Source organism: Roseospira visakhapatnamensis, from assembly GCF_014197915.1.
Taxonomy (GTDB): domain Bacteria; phylum Pseudomonadota; class Alphaproteobacteria; order Rhodospirillales; family Rhodospirillaceae; genus Rhodospira; species Rhodospira visakhapatnamensis.
Window position 1 is genome coordinate 19479 of record NZ_JACIGK010000013.1, and the last position, 16345, is coordinate 35823.

A 16345-nucleotide genomic window follows, 5' to 3' on the forward strand; every position below is an offset into this window, starting at 1 on the left:
ACGGAGCGGCTCAGGATCTGGCGGCGCGGACCGCCGCCGCCAGGTCCCGCACCAGAACCAGCGGATCGTCACCGGCCGCCACCCGCTCGACAACGGCGGAGCCGACCACGGCGGCGTCGGCGATGCGGGCCATGGCCGCCGCCTGCTCCGGCGTGCGGATGCCGAAGCCCACGGCGATCGGCAGGTCCGTCCGCTCGCGCACGCGGGCCACGGCGTCGGCCACCTGCGTCTGATCGGCCGCCCGTGTCCCGGTGATGCCAGTGATGGACACGTAATACAGGAAACCACCGGCCTTGACCAGGATGGCGGCCAGCCGCGACGCATCCGTGGTGGGCGCGGCCAGCAGGATGAGATGCAGGCCATGCCGCGCCAGCGGATCGGCCAGTTCCGAGGCTTCCTCCGGGGGCAGATCGACGATGATCACCCCGTCGGCACCGGCGGCGGCGGCATCGGCCGCGAACCGGTCGACCCCATGGCTATGGATGGGATTGTAGTACCCCATCAGCACCACCGGCGTCTCGGTCTCCCGGCGCCGGAAGTCGGCCAGCATGTCCAGGGTGGCCCGCAGGGTCTGACCCGCCGCCAAGGCCCGCTGGGCGGCGGCCTGGATGGTCGGACCGTCGGCCATCGGGTCCGAGAACGGCATGCCCAGTTCGATGACGTCGGCGCCGGCCCCGGGCAGGCCGTCCAGGATGCGCCGGCCGGTCTCGCGATCCGGATCGCCGGCCATGACATAGGTCACCAGCCCGCCGCGACCGGCCGCGCGCAGGGCGGCGAAGCGGCGGTCCAGACGGTTGACCACGAGACCCGGCCCCTGGGCGGTGGGCGCGACCGGTGCTGTCATCACAGGACTCCCTCCAGGTCCATCCCGCCGGCCCCGGTCCCCAGGACCTTGGCGACCGTGTTGACGTCCTTGTCACCGCGCCCCGACATGTTCAGGACCATGAGGTGATCCCGGGACAGCTCCGGCGCCATCTTCATCACCTGCGCCACCGCGTGGGCGCTTTCCAGCGCCGGAATGATGCCCTCCAGGCGCGTGGTCGCCTGAAAGGCCGCCAGGGCCTCGGCATCGGTGACGGGCACGTACTCCACCCGGCCTTGGTCCTTCAGCCAGGCGTGTTCCGGCCCCACGCCTGGATAATCCAGGCCGGCGGAAACGGAATGGGCCTCGGTGATCTGGCCGTCGTCGGTCTGCAACAGGTAGGTCCGGTTGCCGTGCAGCACCCCCGGGCGCCCCCCGGTCATGGAGGCCGCGTGCCGCCCGGTCTCGACCCCGTCGCCGGCCGCCTCCACGCCGACAATGCGCACGTCGGGTTCGTCCAGGAACGGATGGAACAGGCCCATGGCGTTGGAGCCACCGCCGATGCAGGCCACCAGGCTGTCGGGCAGGCGGCCTTCCAGTTCCAGGATCTGCTCGCGCGTTTCCTCGCCGATCACCGACTGGAAGTCCCGCACCATGGCCGGATACGGATGCGGCCCGGCCACGGTACCGATCAGGTAGTAGGTGTCGTGGACGTTGGCCACCCAGTCGCGCATGGCGTCGTTCATGGCGTCCTTGAGGGTGGCGGAGCCGCTGGTGACCGGCTTTACCTCGGCCCCCAGCAGCTTCATGCGGAAGACATTGGGGGCCTGCCGCTCGATATCCGTCTGCCCCATGTAGACCACGCACTGCAAGCCGAACAGCGCGCACACCGTGGCCACGGCCACGCCGTGCTGACCGGCGCCGGTCTCGGCGATGATGCGGGTCTTGCCCATGCGCCGGGCCAGCAGGATCTGGCCCATGCAGCTGTTCACCTTGTGCGCGCCGGTGTGGTTCAGATCCTCGCGCTTGAAGTAGATCTTGGCGCCGCCCAGGTGTTCGGTCATGCGACGGGCGAAGTACAACGGGCTGGGACGCCCGACGTAGTGCCGCAGATAGCCGTCCAACTCCTGCTGGAAGGCGGGATCGGCCCGCGCCGCCCGATAGGCCGCGTCCACCTCCAGGATCAGCGGCATCAAGGTCTCGGCCACGAAGCGACCGCCGAAATGGCCGAAGTGGCCCCCTTCGTCGGGTCCGGCGCGATAGCTGTTGGGGGGAGGCGTCGCAGTCTGGGTCATCGAGTCCGTCACCTTTCTTCGCGCCGGGGTTATAGCCTGTCGTGACGGACCGGGCCTAGAGCAAAGTGCGGCAGGGCGACGCGGGGCGGCAAGGGCACCAGCGCGTCGTCCTGGTGCCGAGGCCCCTGACCGGCCCGCGCCCACGGGCGGGCCGGCGGCCCAGCGGAGGGCATCGCATTGTCAGGGTGACAATGTTACGATTGATACGCCGCAGACATCGGTGCAATCTGATCTTGTTGTCCCGATTGTATCGAGGTCGCCGATGGCACATCCGCCACCAAGAGCTGGAATCGCGCTCGCGTTCGTCTGCCTGGTGATCCTGGGGGTGATGCCGATCGTCGCCAACAGCCGCCCGGCCGCCTTCGACGCGCTCAGCTTCGCCTTCTTCCTGTCGATCTGGCAGCTCCTGGCCTCCCTCCCCCTGCTGGTGTGGGAACTGCGATCGGCGAACACGGGTCTCTTCCAGGCCCACCTCACCCCGGCCCTGAGGCGCCGTACCCTGGCCATCATCCTGCTGACCGGGGCGATCTTTGGCCTGTCGACCTATGTCTACGTGCTGGCGGTCGAAAAGGCCGGGGCGGTGAGCGCCGCGATCGCCATCCAGGCGTATCCCCTGTTCGCGATCCTGTGGGAAACACTGTTCCTGAAGCGCCGCAAGACCACCCTGGAACTGCTGTTCACGGTCATGATGGTGGCCGCGCTCTATGCCCTGGCGACGGAGGGAACCGGGCGGATCGCCGGGTTCTCGCCCTGGTTTGCCGTGGCCCTGGGGGTTCCCTTCCTGTGGAGCGTCGCCCACGTCATCATCAAGGAGGTGCTGGACCGCACCCCGATCACGCCCGCGCAGGTCACGTTCCTTCGGGTGCTGGTGTCGGTGGCGATCCTCGGGGTCTTGCTCACGGCCATCCTGGGACCCGCGCGGATCCTGGCCGACCTTCGGACGATCGAGTTCCAGGTCTTCGCCCTCGTCATGGGCGTCGTCTACTACCTGGAACTGATCGTCTGGTTCTACGCCGTGCGCTCCATCGACGTGTCCGTGGCCAGTTCCGTCACCGTCCCCTGGCCGGCGCTGACCATGGTGCTGGCCGTTCCCCTGCTGGGCGAGACCGTCGAGGGGTACCAGGTGGTCACCCTATGCGTGATCGCGGCCAGCCTGTATGGGCTGCTGTTCGCGGGGACGAGAAAGCGCCGCGCCGCCGTCCCGGACCGCTGACGCCCGGCCTCTGACGACCACGCGTCACGGTCCGAGTCCGGTTCGGCTCAACCGCCCGACACCGGCTCGTCCGGCGCGAGGTCCCGGGCCAGGCAGATGCGGTTCTTGCCGGCGGCCTTGGCGGCATACATGGCCTCGTCCGCCAGACGCACCACGGTGGCCGCGTCGTACGAGTCCTCCGGCCACAGGGCCAGTCCGATGCTGGCCCCCACGGCCCGCCCGGCCCATGACAGTGCCCGCACGTTGTCCAGGACCTTGGTGGCCACGCCTCGCGCGACCTGAACGTCGGTAACCTCCGAAAGCAGGACGACGAATTCGTCGCCGCCATAGCGGGCCGGCACATCGACCGCGCGACAGGTCTCGGTCAGCACCGCCGCGACATCGATCAGCACCTGGTCGCCAACCTCGTGGCCCAGGGTGTCGTTGATGGTCTTGAAGCCATCGAGGTCCATGTACAGGACGGCGAACCGGCGATCGTAGCGCTTCGCGCGCAGGACCTCCTCGTCCAGGTGTTCGGTGAACGTGACGCGATTGGCGAGGCCGGTCAGGGAATCGAACCGGGCCAGCGACTCCAGATGCTGGCGGTGACGCCGCCGCTCCACCACCACCACGGAAACCGCGCGCGTGCCGACCGCCAGCAGGATCAACACGGGCACACCGATGATCAGGGCGTTCACGATGGCCCCCCGCCGCCATCGCGCCAGCGTCGATTCAGGCACCCGTGAGGCCAGCACCCAGCGATACCCGTCATTGTGCCGCGCCACCGAGGTTTCCGCCTCGCCGGACGGGCCGGGACAGTCGCTGAGCCCCTCCAGGGGGAAGTAGGTGTCGTAGGTGAACAGGCCGTGCTCGGTCCGCACATCGCCGCGCGGGTGCTTGTTCATGTAGTCCCAGGCGGCCGGAAACAGGTCGGGCATGCGATCATCCGACTGTTCGGGAAACATGAACCCCCATCGCGGTGGCGGATTCGGGGTCACGAACCAGTAGCCCTCGTTGTTCATCATCATCGCATGACCCGCCGAGACCGCGCCTGCCGCCTCCACCCCGCCCAGCATGGTCTGGGCCAGGAAGTTGATGAGCACCACGCCGCGCGTGCGCCCACTTCCGTCGACGACGGACGTGCCGACGCGAATCATCGGCTTGTGGGGAACCTCGATAACACCCCGTTCAATGTTCAGGTCCAGCGGCGAGACATAGATCTGCCCCGGATCGACGGCGAGCGCCTCGGCGAAGTAATACCGGCCCGCCTTGTCCTGAAGCTCGGCCTCGGGCACCACCGAGGGCACCCCGTCGTTGGCGTTGACGCGCACGACCTCCCTGCCGGCGTCGTCGAGGTAGCGAATCTGGTCGTAGATACGGGCATTACGCGACAGGGCCAGATACTCCCGCGCCATGCCCGCGCGCGCGCCGGACTCCCCGTCGGCCAGGAACGCCGCCAGTTCGTTCTGATCGGCCAGGATGCAGACATCGGCGGCCACCTGGAACAGGCCGCGCGCCACCGCCTCGCGTTGCAGGTTCACGGCGAACCGCTCGCTACGGCGAACCTCCTCAAGGCGGGTCGAGAACGACCATATGGCGTGGCCGGAGATCGCGATGATGGGGATCAGGGCCAGGATCGGGAACGCCGTCCAGAACGGTCTCCACGACGTACTTCGTCTCGCCATACCCGCCGTCTCCAGTCCCGACCCAGACCAACCAATACCACAAGATCGATGGAGACTTCCCGGATATGCGAGACACATTGGCCTGGACACCCGCCTGAGGGGCGTCGGCGCCATCGACTCACGCCGTCTCGACGACCACGACCGAAACAGGCAGGCTCGCCAACAACCGGTCGACAGCCAGGGCGTCCGACCCCACACCCTCGGCATCCCCCAGGACGCGCAGTCCGTCGAGGCCGTCGCGGATCGTCCCCCCCGCCCAGGCATCGTCCTCCGGCACGCGCACCCGCGTTCCATCCCAGGCGTCGGGCAGGGGCATCGGACGGCTCTCCATCAGCGGCCACACCAGGCGCGGCACGACCACCACCAGGGCCGCCGGCAAGGACGTGTCGCCCCGGTCCTCGCTCGACGGCAGGCGCGCAAAGGCCACCAGGCGGTCGGCCTGGGGACCCTCGATCTCAAGCGGCCGGTACTCCCCCGCCGCGAACAGGCGCGGCCAGCGCCGCCGCAAGTCCAACAGGGCCGCGATCAGCGCCTGCTTGACGCGGCCATCGCGCCAGCAGGCCAGCAGGTCCTTGGGCCGCCGGCCGGCCGCCAGGGCGTCCGCCCGGGTCGCGAAGTCCACCGGGCGCCGGTTGTCGGGGTCCACCAGGCTGAAGTCCCAGAAGTCGGTGCCCTGGTACAGGTCCGGCACCCCCGGCACGGTCAGCTTCAGTGTCGTCTGCGCCAGCCCGTTGACGGCGCCCACCGGCGCCAGGCGGGCCACGAAGGTGGCCATGTCGGCCAGGAAGGCGGTGCCCAGCGCCGGCGACAGCACGCTCCGCACGAAGTCGTCCAGCGCCGCCTCGTATTCGGCGTCTGGAGCCGTCCAGGCGGTTTCCTCCTTGGCCTCGCGCACGGCCTTGTTCATGTAGGCCGCGACTCGCTCGACATAGGCGACCAGGGCCTCCGGGTCGGGCGCCAGCACCTCCCCCGCGTCCCCCAGACGGGCAAGGTCCAACGGCCAGCTGGCCAGCAGGGTCTGGTAGAACAGGTACTCGTCGTTGGCGCTGGGCGCGCGCCGCTGCTCCGACAACAGGCTCACGCGCCGCTGGTTCAGATCCTGCCAGCGCCGCACCCGCTGCGCCCAGAGGTCCGGGCACTCCGAGATCACCGCCAGGCGCACCCGCGCGTCCTCGCCGCGCTTGTGGTCGTGGGTGGCGCTGGCCAGCATGGCGAACGGCCAGTCCTGGCGGCGTTCCTGGTTGGCATGGTGGAACGCCGCCGGTGACAGGCCGAAACGCTCCGGCTCGCCCCCGACCTCATTGATCGCCGCCAGCCGGACATAGCGGTAGAAGGCGGTATCCTCCATCGCCTTGGCCATCACGGGTCCCGTCAACTGCTGCACCCGCATCGCCACTTCCAGAACCTCACTGGCCGCGTGACCGGCGCCGGCCAGGGCCAGATCCGCGGTCAGCACGTCATGCAGGAAGTCGTAGATCGACAGGTCCGGCGCGCGCGCCATCTTGCGGGCGCGGCCGATGGCCCATTGCAGGTCGCGCCGGTCCTGGTCGTCGATGCGCGCCCGCGCCTCGGTGGCGCCGCCGCCGGCCGCCTCGGCGGGCGTGCCGCCGGCCAGGGCGAGGGTCTCGGTCAGCGCGTCCGGACTGACGTAGGTACGGTAGACCGGGAAATGGGTGACCACGTTGATCAGGGCCGAGCGCAACGCCAGCCGTGAGTAATCCCGCGTGCCGCGCGCGGTCTTGGCCAGACGCGTGAGCCGGTTGGCCATCACGCCCACCTCGCTGGTGAGGGACTCTTCCATCACCTGCCGCTTGGCGGCGCGCACGACCGTCTCGAAGTCGGGGGGTGCGCCCAGCACGCGGGCGTACTCGTGGTCCAACGGCTCCTCCCCGGCGGGGTCGATGAACAGGCCGAGGACATGGTTCATGAACTCGTAGCCGGTCGAGCCGGCGATGGGCCAGTCCGCGCGCAGCCGCTCGTGGGGGGCCAGGATCTTCTCGACCACCACGTACATCGGCTGGTCGGCCCCGAACGGAGACACGCCCAGGATCGCGCCCGGCGCGGCGTCCGGGTCCGGCGCGACGTCGGCGTCGGCGTAAGGCGTGACCCGACCGCCGACCACGCCCCGCGCCAGGGCCTGACCCAGGTCCGCCTGCAGGCGCCGGAAGTAGGTGGCCGGATCCCACAGGCCGTCCACATGGTCCAGGCGCACGCCTTGCACGCGTCCCTCGGCGACCAGGTCCAGCAGCAGGCGATGGGTGGTGACGAACAGGTCATCGCGCTCCATGCGCAGCGCGGCCAGATCATTGATCTCGAAAAAGCGGCGATAGTTGATCTCGTGCGCCGCCACGCGCCAGAAGGCGGGGCGATAGGCCTGCCGCTCCATCAGCGCGTCCAGGGCGTCGAAGCTGGCCGGGCGCCCGGGCTCGCCGGCGAAGGCGTTCTCGGCGGCGGCCACCACCGCGCGCGCCTCCTCGCTTTCGCTCAACAACTCGACGAGGCGGCTCTTGACCACCGCGGCCACCTGACGCCGCGCGATGCGGGCGGCGTCGTCATCGGCCGCCACCTTCAGGGAGTCGGCCCCGGCGATGACCAGGGCCAGCACGGTCTTCTCGATCCCGCCGGCGGTGAGCCCCCGGCGCAGGATGTCGCCGTAGTCCCGCACGGCCACGGGGAAGGCGTGCTCGTAGTACCGCACCACGAACCCGCCCTGATCGGCGTCGTGACCCAGGCGCAGTTCACCCCGGTCCAGGATCGCGCCGAAATGGTCGCCCAGCACCGGCAGCAGGATACGGCCCGAGAGCGAGGGCTCGGCGGGCTCCCAGTCGATGTCGAACCAGTCCGCGTAGGGGCTGTCGCGGCCCCACTCCAGCACGTCACGCCACCATTGGTTCTCCCCCACGCCGATGCCCATGTGGTTGGGCACGACGTCGACGATCAGCCCGAGACCGTGCACCTGCAAGGTATCGCTGAAGCGGCGAAACGCGGCCTCGCCGCCCAGGTCCGGGTTCAGACGTCCATGGTCGATGATGTCATAGCCATGGGTGGACCCCGGCCGCGCCATGTGAATCGGCGACAGATAGACGTGGCTCACCCCCAGGGCGGCCAGCGTGGGCACCACGGCGGCCGCCCGGTCAAAGCCGAAGTCCGGGGTGAGTTGCAGGCGCAGGGTGGCCCGGGGAAAGGGTGACGGGCCGGCCCCGTCGGCACGGACCGGGCGCGTCGGAGCGGGGGCGGTGTCAGACATCATCGGGCGACTCTCTCTCTGCTTCGTCACGACCTGGACGGTTGTCATGATCGGCGCCCATGATCGGCGCCCACAATCGGCACCAAGCGGCGGCGACGCGTCGTGGATACGACACCGGCATCGATACCCTAACCCGCCTGCCCCCAAAGGACCGTCCAGGGCGGTAGCGGCCGTCCCTCGCCCAGGGCCGCGGGGGCCGCGGGGGGCGTGGCGGCCAGGGCCGGCCGGGTGAGGGCCACGGGCACGGGGGCCGCGCAGGGCTCCGGCCCCAGGTTCATGACCACGACGAGGTCGGGACCACCGGACCCACGCCACGTGATACACAGCCCACGGCCACCGAAGCGAACCACCTGCCCCGGCCGCAGACCGGGGACCAGCGGCATGATGACGGTGCGGCGGATGGCCAGCAACCTCTTGATCCATGCCAGTCGGTCAGCGGCGTCGCCGGCGGCGGCCTCGTCCCAGTCCAGGCGGCTTTCGGTCCGGGTCTCGGTGTGAAACGGATCGGGAATGCGCGCCCGGGCATCGGCGTCGGCGAAGGCCGGGAAGCGGGCGAATTCAGACCGGCGCCCCTCCCGCACGGGCTCGCGAAGATCCTCGCCGAAGTCCACATGGAACAGGAACGGTCGTCGGCACCCCCATTCCTCGCCCATGAACAGCATCGGCGGCTGCGGCGCCAGAAGCAGCAGCACCAGGGCCGCCTCCACGGCCTCGGACGGCGCCAGGACGGTGAGCCGCTCGCCGAACGCCCGGTTGCCCACCTGGTCGTGGTTCTGGATGAAGTTGACGGTGGCGGTGGCCGGCAGGTCGGCGCTGGGCTCGCCGCGCGGCTGACCGCCGCGATGGGCCGAGGGTGTCCCCTGGTAGTCGAAGCCCTCGGTCAGCGCCCGCGCCAGCCGATCCATGGGGTCATCCACGTAGTCCTCGTAATATCCGTAGCCCTCTCCGGTCAGCAGATGATGGACGATGTGGTGGTAGTCGTCGTTCCACTGCGCGTCATAGCGCACGCCCGGCGCTCCCAGGAAGCGCGCCGCGTTGTCGTCGTTCTCCAGCACCAGGTGCACATGACGCCCGGAGCCCTCGAAGTGCGCCCGCACCCGGCGCGCGATCTCGTCGAGGATATGCTCCGGCTGGCTGTCGAGAATGGCGTGCACAGCGTCCAGACGCAGCCCGTCGAACCGGTATTCCTCCAGCCAGAACAGCGCGTTGTGCACGAAGAAGGCGCGCACCTCGGGGCGCGAGAAGTCGATGGCCGCGCCCCAGGGGGTGTGCTGCGCCGCGTCGAAGAACTGCTCGGAATGGACGTGGAGGTAGTTCCCCTCAGGTCCGAAGTGGTTATAGACCACGTCCAGGAACACCATCAGGCCCCGGTCGTGGGCCGCGTCGATCAGCCGCTTGAGGTCGTCGGGCGTGCCGTAGGTGGAGTCCGGCGCGAACAGCAGCACGCCGTCGTAGCCCCAGTTCCAGCGGCCCGGGAAGTCGGCCACGGGCATCAGTTCCACGGCCGTGATCCCCAGGTCCACCAGGTGATCCAGGCGCCGCGCGATCCCCTCGAAGGTGCCCTCGGGGCTGAAGGTGCCGGGATGGAGTTCGTACAGGACGGTCTCGTGCCACGGCCGGCCGCGCCAGTCGGTGGCGCGCCACGCATAGGTGCCCGGATCCACCACCTGGCTCGGCCCATGCACGTCGAAGGGCTGGTACCGGGAACACGGGTCGGGTACCGCCAGGTCATTGGGCAGACGATAGCGGTACAGGGTTCCGGGACCGGCCGAGGCGGCCTCGGCCCGCCACCAGCCGTCACCGACGGCCGTCATGGGCTGGCTTTGGGTGACGGTCAGCGCGTGCGGCGACGCGCCCTCCACCAGTTCCAGGGTCACCGTATCCACGTCCGGTGCCCATAGATCAAACCGCACCCCGTCGTCGTCCAGGGGTCGGGCGCCAAACGGCATGGCATGGCACGCGCGGTCTATCGACATGACCGGTCTCCTGCGTATCAATGGGATAGGTCCCCCGGACAGGGGTCCTTGAGGTGCGCCGGGGTGGCGCCTGGGCAAGGCACGCCGGGCGGGCGCGGGGGCGGCGCGCCCCGCGCCGGGGCACGCCCCGAGTCCTTAGACCTTGGGACGCGAGGCGGTCCCCTCCCGCTCCATCTTGCCCACCTCCCGCCGTTCCAGGATCAGGGCAGAGCGGGCCGCCAGGAACACTCGCCCCTTCTTGGAGGAGGTCGCCGCCTTGCCGCCCATGGTGCGCGCGCCGGCGGCATTGTGCTTGGGTCCGGCCGCCAGGGTATCGGCAACCACATGCCAGCGGACGCCCGCCGGCAGCGGCGGCGTGCGGCAGGTCATGTCCAGGTGCGAGGCATTCAGCCACACCAGGAAGGTCTGGTCCGGCTCCGGCTCGCCGCTTTCGGTCAAGTGCATCTGGCCGGCCTCGCCGGACAGCAGCATGCCCAGCGTGCGCGCGTTGCCGTCTCCCCAGTCCTGCTCGCTCATCTCCTCGCCGTCCGGCCGCAACCAGGTGACATCCTTCACGGAGGTGCCCGGGATCACGTCCCCCTGGAAGAACCGCGAGCGGTGGAACACCAGGTGGGAGCGACGCAGCTTGATGAGCGCCTTGGTGAAGGACAGCAGTTCCTGTCCCGACTCGTCGATGCGTTGCCAGTCCAGCCAGCTCAGCGGATTGTCCTGGCAGTAGGCGTTGTTGTTGCCCTGCTGCGAGCGGCCGAACTCATCCCCCGCCACCAGCATTGGCACGCCCTGGGACATGAGCAGCGTCAACAGGAAATTGCGGCGCTGCCGCCGCCGCAAGGCCACGATCCCCGGGTCATCCGTGGGGCCTTCCGCGCCGTGGTTCCACGAGCGATTGTCGGAGTGGCCGTCGCGATTGTCCTCGCCGTTCGCCTCGTTGTGCTTCTCGTTGTAGCTGACCAGGTCGTTCAGCGTGAAGCCGTCGTGGGCGGTCACGAAGTTGATGCTGGCCCAGGGCTTGCGCCCCTGGTGGCCGAAGATATCGGCGGACCCGGACAGGCGCGAGGCCAGTTCCGCCATCTGTCCGTCGTCGCCCTTCCAGAACTTGCGCACGGTGTCGCGATAGCGGTCGTTCCACTCAGCCCAGCCGGGCGGGAAGCGGCCCACCTGGTAGCCCCCCATGCCGGTATCCCAGGGCTCGGCGATCAGTTTGGCGCGGGACAGCACCGGATCCTGGGCGACGGCGTCCAGGAAGCCGGCGTGCTGATCATAGGTGCCGTTCACCCGCGCCAGCGTGGTCGCCAGGTCGAAGCGGAAGCCGTCCACCCGCATCTCCTCGACCCAGTAGCGCAAGGAGTCGGTGACCATCCGCAGGACGTTGCGATGGCGCAGTTCCAGCGCGTTGCCGGTCCCGGTGAAGTCGTTGTAGTAGCGGGGGTTATCCCCCATCAGGTGATAGTATGACCGGTTGTCGATACCCCGGAAGGACAGCGTCGGCCCCAGGTGGTTCCCCTCGGCGGTGTGGTTGTAGACCACGTCCAGGATCACCTCGATGCCGGCATCGTGCATGACCTGGACGAAAATCTTGAACTCGTTCAGGCCGCCTTTTCCAAGGTACTCCGGGTGGGGGGCAAAGAAGCCGATGCTGTTGTAGCCCCAGTAATTGCGCACCCCGCGCTCGATCAGGTGGCGATCATGCAGGAAGGCGTGCACCGGCAGCAACTCGACGGCCGTGATGCCCAGGCCCTTCAGGTACTCCACCACCGGAGCCTCGGCCAGCCCGGCGAAGGTGCCGCGCCGGTCCGGCGGCACGCCCGGGTGGCGCATGGTGAAGCCGCGCGCGTGCATCTCGTAAAGGATGGTGTCGTGCCAGGGATTGGGATGGAACGTCTCGCCGCCCCAGGTATAGGCGGTGTCCACCACCTGGCACTTCGGCATGTAGGGGGCGCTGTCGACGTCGGAGAACGACAGGTCGCCATCGTCGTGCCCCACCTGGTAGCCGAACAGCGCGTCATGCCACTTCACTTCACCCACGAGGCCCTTGGCGTAAGGGTCCAGAAGCAGCTTGTGGGGATTGAAGCGGTCGCCCTGTTCCGGCGCGTAGGGGCCGTAGACGCGAAAGCCATAGAGTTGTCCGATGCGTACATCCGGCAGGTAACCGTGCCACACCTCGTGGGTATGTTCGGGAAGCCGAATGCGGGCGATCTCCCGCGTTCCCGTGTCATCGAACAGACACAGCTCAACCGCCTCGGCATGAGCGGAAAACAACGCGAAATTGGTACCGGACCCATCCCAGGTGGCCCCCAGTTCGTGGGGCGACCCAGGCCAGACCCGAAAGCGGCCGGCGACCTTGCCGTCGCCGGCGAGGTAGGGCGTGGCGAGCGTATTCAAACAGAACCTCCGGACGGACACGCGAGGGCTGTGCCGCACCGCCAGAGCGGCGGGCCTCCCCATGGTTCGGGAGCGATCACTCTAGACCCTTTGCCCGCCCGGACCAAACGGCTTCCGCCGAAAGGCGGAGGTCGCTACCTCCCTTGGACTCAGAAGACACCGCTTTAATGTGTTCCAAGTCCGGAACTTTCCATCCATGGGGGCGGCCCACCCGTGCGGTGGCCCAATCGCACACCTCTCGCGCGACTCCCGAACTCGTACGGCTCAACAACGGGTTTCTGGCGATCGGCCTACCCAACCGGCCCATCGGCCGATGCGCGCGCGCCGGGAAGCGCTCCTCGCACCGGCGCGACTCCGGCCGGGCCGGCATCCGCCGGCAAGACGACGCCCGGGCCGACATGGCGCACCACCGACCGCGCGTCGTGCACGGCCGGGTCCCACCAGGGGCCACGGCCCCGGCGCATGACGATGGTGGCCGAGGCGGTGTAGCGATGATCGGACTTGGTGGTGGTGGGGCCGTAGGCGCCATGGTGCCAGGCGAGGCCGAGGGAGGAGCCCCGGTAATGGTAGGGGTGACGGTAGGGACGATAGCGGGCGTGGGGATAGCCCCAGCCACGGCCATACCCGACCCCGACGCGCGGCCCTGTCATGGTGGTGCGCGTAAAGCGCTCGGTATCCTTGTCCACCACCACGAAAGCATCGTAGCCGCGTTGCAACGTCACCTCGGCGGCGCGATAGAGAAGGTAGGACTCGACGGTCTCGCGGGGGGTCCGGCTGTTGCCCGAGAAGGTAACGCGGAATCGCGCGTCGCCGATCTGCTGACCGCCGTAGCCGTAGCCGGTCTCCCGCGCGGCCTGATAGGGGGTGGTCGCGGGTCCCGTCGCGCAGGCTGCAACCAGCAAGGCGACAGCAAGGGCGACAGGCCATCCAGAACGTCGCGTGATCATGACCACCGCCGGATCCTCCCCATCCTCGTGATGCGGACCATTGATCCCAGCAGGGTATTGCGGGGATTCTGGGGCGACGGGACCGAGGACAGCCGTGCCTGGGTATTTCGCTGGATTTTTATGTGAAATTTTTTCGCGTCGGCATTGAACCGGTGCCTAATATATGTTCAGTAGAAGGGTGCACATTCTGTGCGTTTTTGGTGAAACAGCATTGAAGAGGTCATTGTGACAGATACGTCTGCCATCCGCCCAAACACTGCGAATTCCTCCGGGGATTCGTCTGAACTTGACAAGATGACTGACGCTAATCTTGAACAACTTGAGGAATATTACGACCGCTGGTCTTCTTCCTATGAGGAAGATCTGTTGGGCATGGGATATGACGCCCCGCGGCAGGCCGCCGAGGCGCTGCGCAAACAGGGACTCGACACCGGGCACCCGGTTCTGGACGCGGGCTGCGGTACGGGTCTGACGGGCCTGCATCTGAACAAGCTCGGGTTTTCGGACATCACCGGGATCGACTACTCGACGGCGTCGCTGGACAAGGCCCGGCAGAAAGGGTGCTACACCGATCTCAAACAAATGGACATGAATAACCCGCTCGCCTTCCCGGACAACCATTTCATGGCGGCGCAATGCATCGGCACGCTGACATACCTCAAAAACATGACCGGCGTGATGCGGGAGTTCCAGCGTGTCGTGCGCTCGGGCGGGATCGTGTCCCTCACCCACCGGCTCGACCTGTACGATGACACGTTCACAAGCGTGCTGAAGGGCCTCGTGGACGACGGCCTGTGGACCCACATCCACCATTCCGACCCACAGCCCTACATCCCGGGTCACAAGGACTTCGGGGACAACAAGACCATCATCTACGACATGTTCCAGGTGAACTAGCCAGGGACCAGGAAGAGGGGCCCCTTGGGCCCCTCTTCCGCCTTCGATCTTGGACTCTGCCGCTGAACAACGCCCCTCACTCCACCGTCACCGCCTTGGCCAGGTTGCGCGGCTGGTCCACGTCGGTGCCCTTGTCCACGGCGGTGTGATAGGCGAGCTGCTGCACCGGGATGGCGTAAAGGATGGGCGCGACGAAAGGATCGACGGCCGGCAGGGCGATGGCGTCGAGCGCCAGGTCACGCAGCCGCGCCACGCCCTCGGGGTCCGAGAACACCACCACCTTGCCGCCGCGCGCCACCACCTCCTGGACGTTGGAGGCGGTCTTGTCGAACAGCGGGTCGCTCGGCGCGATCACCACCACCGGCACGGACTCGTCGATCAGCGCGATGGGGCCGTGCTTCATCTCGCCGGCCGCGTAGCCCTCGGCGTGAATGTAGCTGATTTCCTTCAGCTTCAACGCCCCCTCCAGGGCCAGGGGATAGCTGCTGCCGCGCCCCAGGTAGAGCACGTCGCGGGCCGGAGTCAGCATGGACTGGGCGATGGCGCGAATGCGCTCGTCGTGGTTCAGCACCTCGGCGGCGCGGGCCGGCACCTCCGTCAGGGCCGAGGACAGCCGCGCCTCGGTCTCATGATCGATGGCGCCGCGCATCTTCGCCAGGGCGATGGTCAGGCAGGCCAACACCACAAGCTGGGTGGTGAACGCCTTGGTCGACGCCACCCCGATCTCCGGCCCGGCCAGGGTGGGCAGCACGGCATGGCTCTCGCGGGCGATGGTGCTTTCGGGAGCGTTGACGATGGACAGGCAGTGCTGGCCATGCGCCTTGCAATAGCGGAGGGCCGCCAGCGTATCGGCGGTTTCCCCCGACTGGCTGATGAACACGGCCAGCCCGCCGTCGGCCATCACCGGCGCGCGGTAGCGGAACTCGCTGGCCAGGTCCCAGTCCACGGGCACGCGGGCGACGCGCTCCAGCCAGTAGCGGCCGACCATGCCGGCCAGCGAGGCGGTGCCGCAGGCGATCATGGTGATGCGCGGCACGGCGGCCAGGTCGAACGGCAGCGCCGGCAGGGTGATGGTGCGCGCGGCCGGGTTGAACATGGCGTTCAGGGTGTCGCCGATCACCTGGGGCTGCTCGAAGATCTCCTTGGCCATGAAGTGGCGATGGCCACCCTTGCCGATCATGGCGCCGGACAGGTTGCTCAACTGTTCGGGTCGGTTGACCAGACGGCCCTCCAGGTCGCGAATGGTGGCGCCGCCGGTGCTCAGCACCGCCCAGTCGCCGTCCTCCAGGTAGGTGATCCGCCGGGTCATGGGCGCCAGCGCCAGGGCATCGGAGCCCAGGAACATCTCGCCGTCGCCGTGGCCGATGGCCAGGGGGCTCCCCTGACGGGCGGCGATCAGCACGTCCGGCCTGTCGCGCACCAGGATGCCCAGGGCGAACGCGCCCTGAAGACGGCCGAACGCGCGGCGCGCGGCCTCCACCGGATCGACGCCCTCGGCGATGAACTGGCTGATCAGGTGCACCACCACCTCGGTGTCGGTGTCCGAGGCGAACGCGTGCCCCTTGGCCGCCAGGTCGGCGCGCAGGTCCTGGAAATTCTCGATGATGCCGTTGTGCACCACCGCCACCCGGCCGTTGGCGTGGGGATGGGCGTTGGTCTCGTTGGGAATCCCGTGGGTGGCCCAGCGGGTGTGGCCGATGCCGGTGGCGCCACCCAGGGGCTCGGCGGCGAGACGCGCCTCCAAGGCGGAAATCTTGCCGGTCGCGCGGCGGCGTTCGATGGCGTCGCCGTCCAGGGTGGCCACCCCGGCGGAATCATAGCCGCGATACTCCAGCCGCCGCAGCCCCTCGATCAGGCGCGGGGCCACCTCTTGGGTGCCGATGATGCCGACGATGCCACACATGGTCTGCTGTCCCTTTTTC

General features: G+C 68.5%; 10 protein-coding genes. 2 read left to right on the plus strand and 8 right to left on the minus strand.

The window, feature by feature from the left end; translation table 11 throughout:
* Positions 1–10 precede the first annotated feature (10 nt).
* Together trpA and trpB are read right to left on the minus strand one after the other, a co-directional pair.
* Positions 11–844, minus strand: coding sequence for a tryptophan synthase subunit alpha (gene trpA / locus GGD89_RS09900; protein WP_184044690.1), 834 nt, complete (start codon positions 842–844; stop codon positions 11–13).
* The gene (gene trpB / locus GGD89_RS09905) at positions 844–2097 is read right to left on the minus strand and encodes a tryptophan synthase subunit beta (RefSeq protein ID WP_184044694.1); all 1254 of its coding nucleotides are present in this window, start codon (positions 2095–2097) and stop codon (positions 844–846) included. The genes trpA and trpB overlap by 1 nt, the downstream gene beginning before the upstream one ends.
* A 262-nt stretch (positions 2098–2359) precedes the next feature.
* Between trpB and GGD89_RS09910 the strand changes: the two genes are divergently transcribed.
* Entirely contained in the window at positions 2360–3310 is a 951-nt protein-coding gene (locus tag GGD89_RS09910; RefSeq protein WP_184044697.1) for a DMT family transporter, read from the plus strand.
* Positions 3311–3357: 47 nt separating this feature from the next.
* Here the strand turns inward: GGD89_RS09910 and GGD89_RS09915 are convergent, their stop codons facing one another.
* The 5 genes from GGD89_RS09915 to GGD89_RS09935 form a co-directional block, all read right to left on the minus strand.
* Positions 3358–4974, minus strand: a complete 1617-nt coding sequence (locus GGD89_RS09915; RefSeq protein ID WP_184044699.1) for a diguanylate cyclase — start codon at positions 4972–4974, stop codon at positions 3358–3360.
* Positions 4975–5092: 118 nt separating this feature from the next.
* Positions 5093–8224 carry a malto-oligosyltrehalose synthase gene (gene treY, locus GGD89_RS09920; RefSeq protein WP_184044701.1) on the minus strand — a complete coding sequence of 1044 codons (3132 nt, stop codon included), beginning with the start codon at positions 8222–8224 and terminating at the stop codon, positions 5093–5095.
* 125 nt (positions 8225–8349) lie between these two features.
* Complete coding sequence (gene treZ / locus GGD89_RS09925) at positions 8350–10197, minus strand: malto-oligosyltrehalose trehalohydrolase (RefSeq protein ID WP_221238400.1); 1848 nt, start codon at positions 10195–10197, stop codon at positions 8350–8352.
* Between the two features lie 135 nt (positions 10198–10332).
* The gene (gene glgX, locus GGD89_RS09930; protein WP_246423023.1) at positions 10333–12579 is read right to left on the minus strand and encodes a glycogen debranching protein GlgX; all 2247 of its coding nucleotides are present in this window, start codon (positions 12577–12579) and stop codon (positions 10333–10335) included.
* Positions 12580–12869: 290 nt separating this feature from the next.
* Positions 12870–13526 (minus strand): CC0125/CC1285 family lipoprotein, encoded by a 657-nt coding sequence (locus tag GGD89_RS09935; protein WP_184044707.1) that lies wholly within the window; start codon positions 13524–13526, stop codon positions 12870–12872.
* 294 nt (positions 13527–13820) lie between these two features.
* Here GGD89_RS09935 and GGD89_RS09940 point away from each other — a divergent pair, with 294 nt between their 5' ends.
* Positions 13821–14423, plus strand: a complete 603-nt coding sequence (locus GGD89_RS09940) for a class I SAM-dependent DNA methyltransferase (RefSeq protein WP_184044710.1) — start codon at positions 13821–13823, stop codon at positions 14421–14423.
* A 76-nt stretch (positions 14424–14499) separates the two neighbouring features.
* Here GGD89_RS09940 and glmS read toward each other — a convergent pair whose 3' ends face one another.
* Complete coding sequence (glmS, locus tag GGD89_RS09945) at positions 14500–16326, minus strand: glutamine--fructose-6-phosphate transaminase (isomerizing) (protein ID WP_184044714.1); 1827 nt, start codon at positions 16324–16326, stop codon at positions 14500–14502.
* Positions 16327–16345 lie beyond the last annotated feature (19 nt).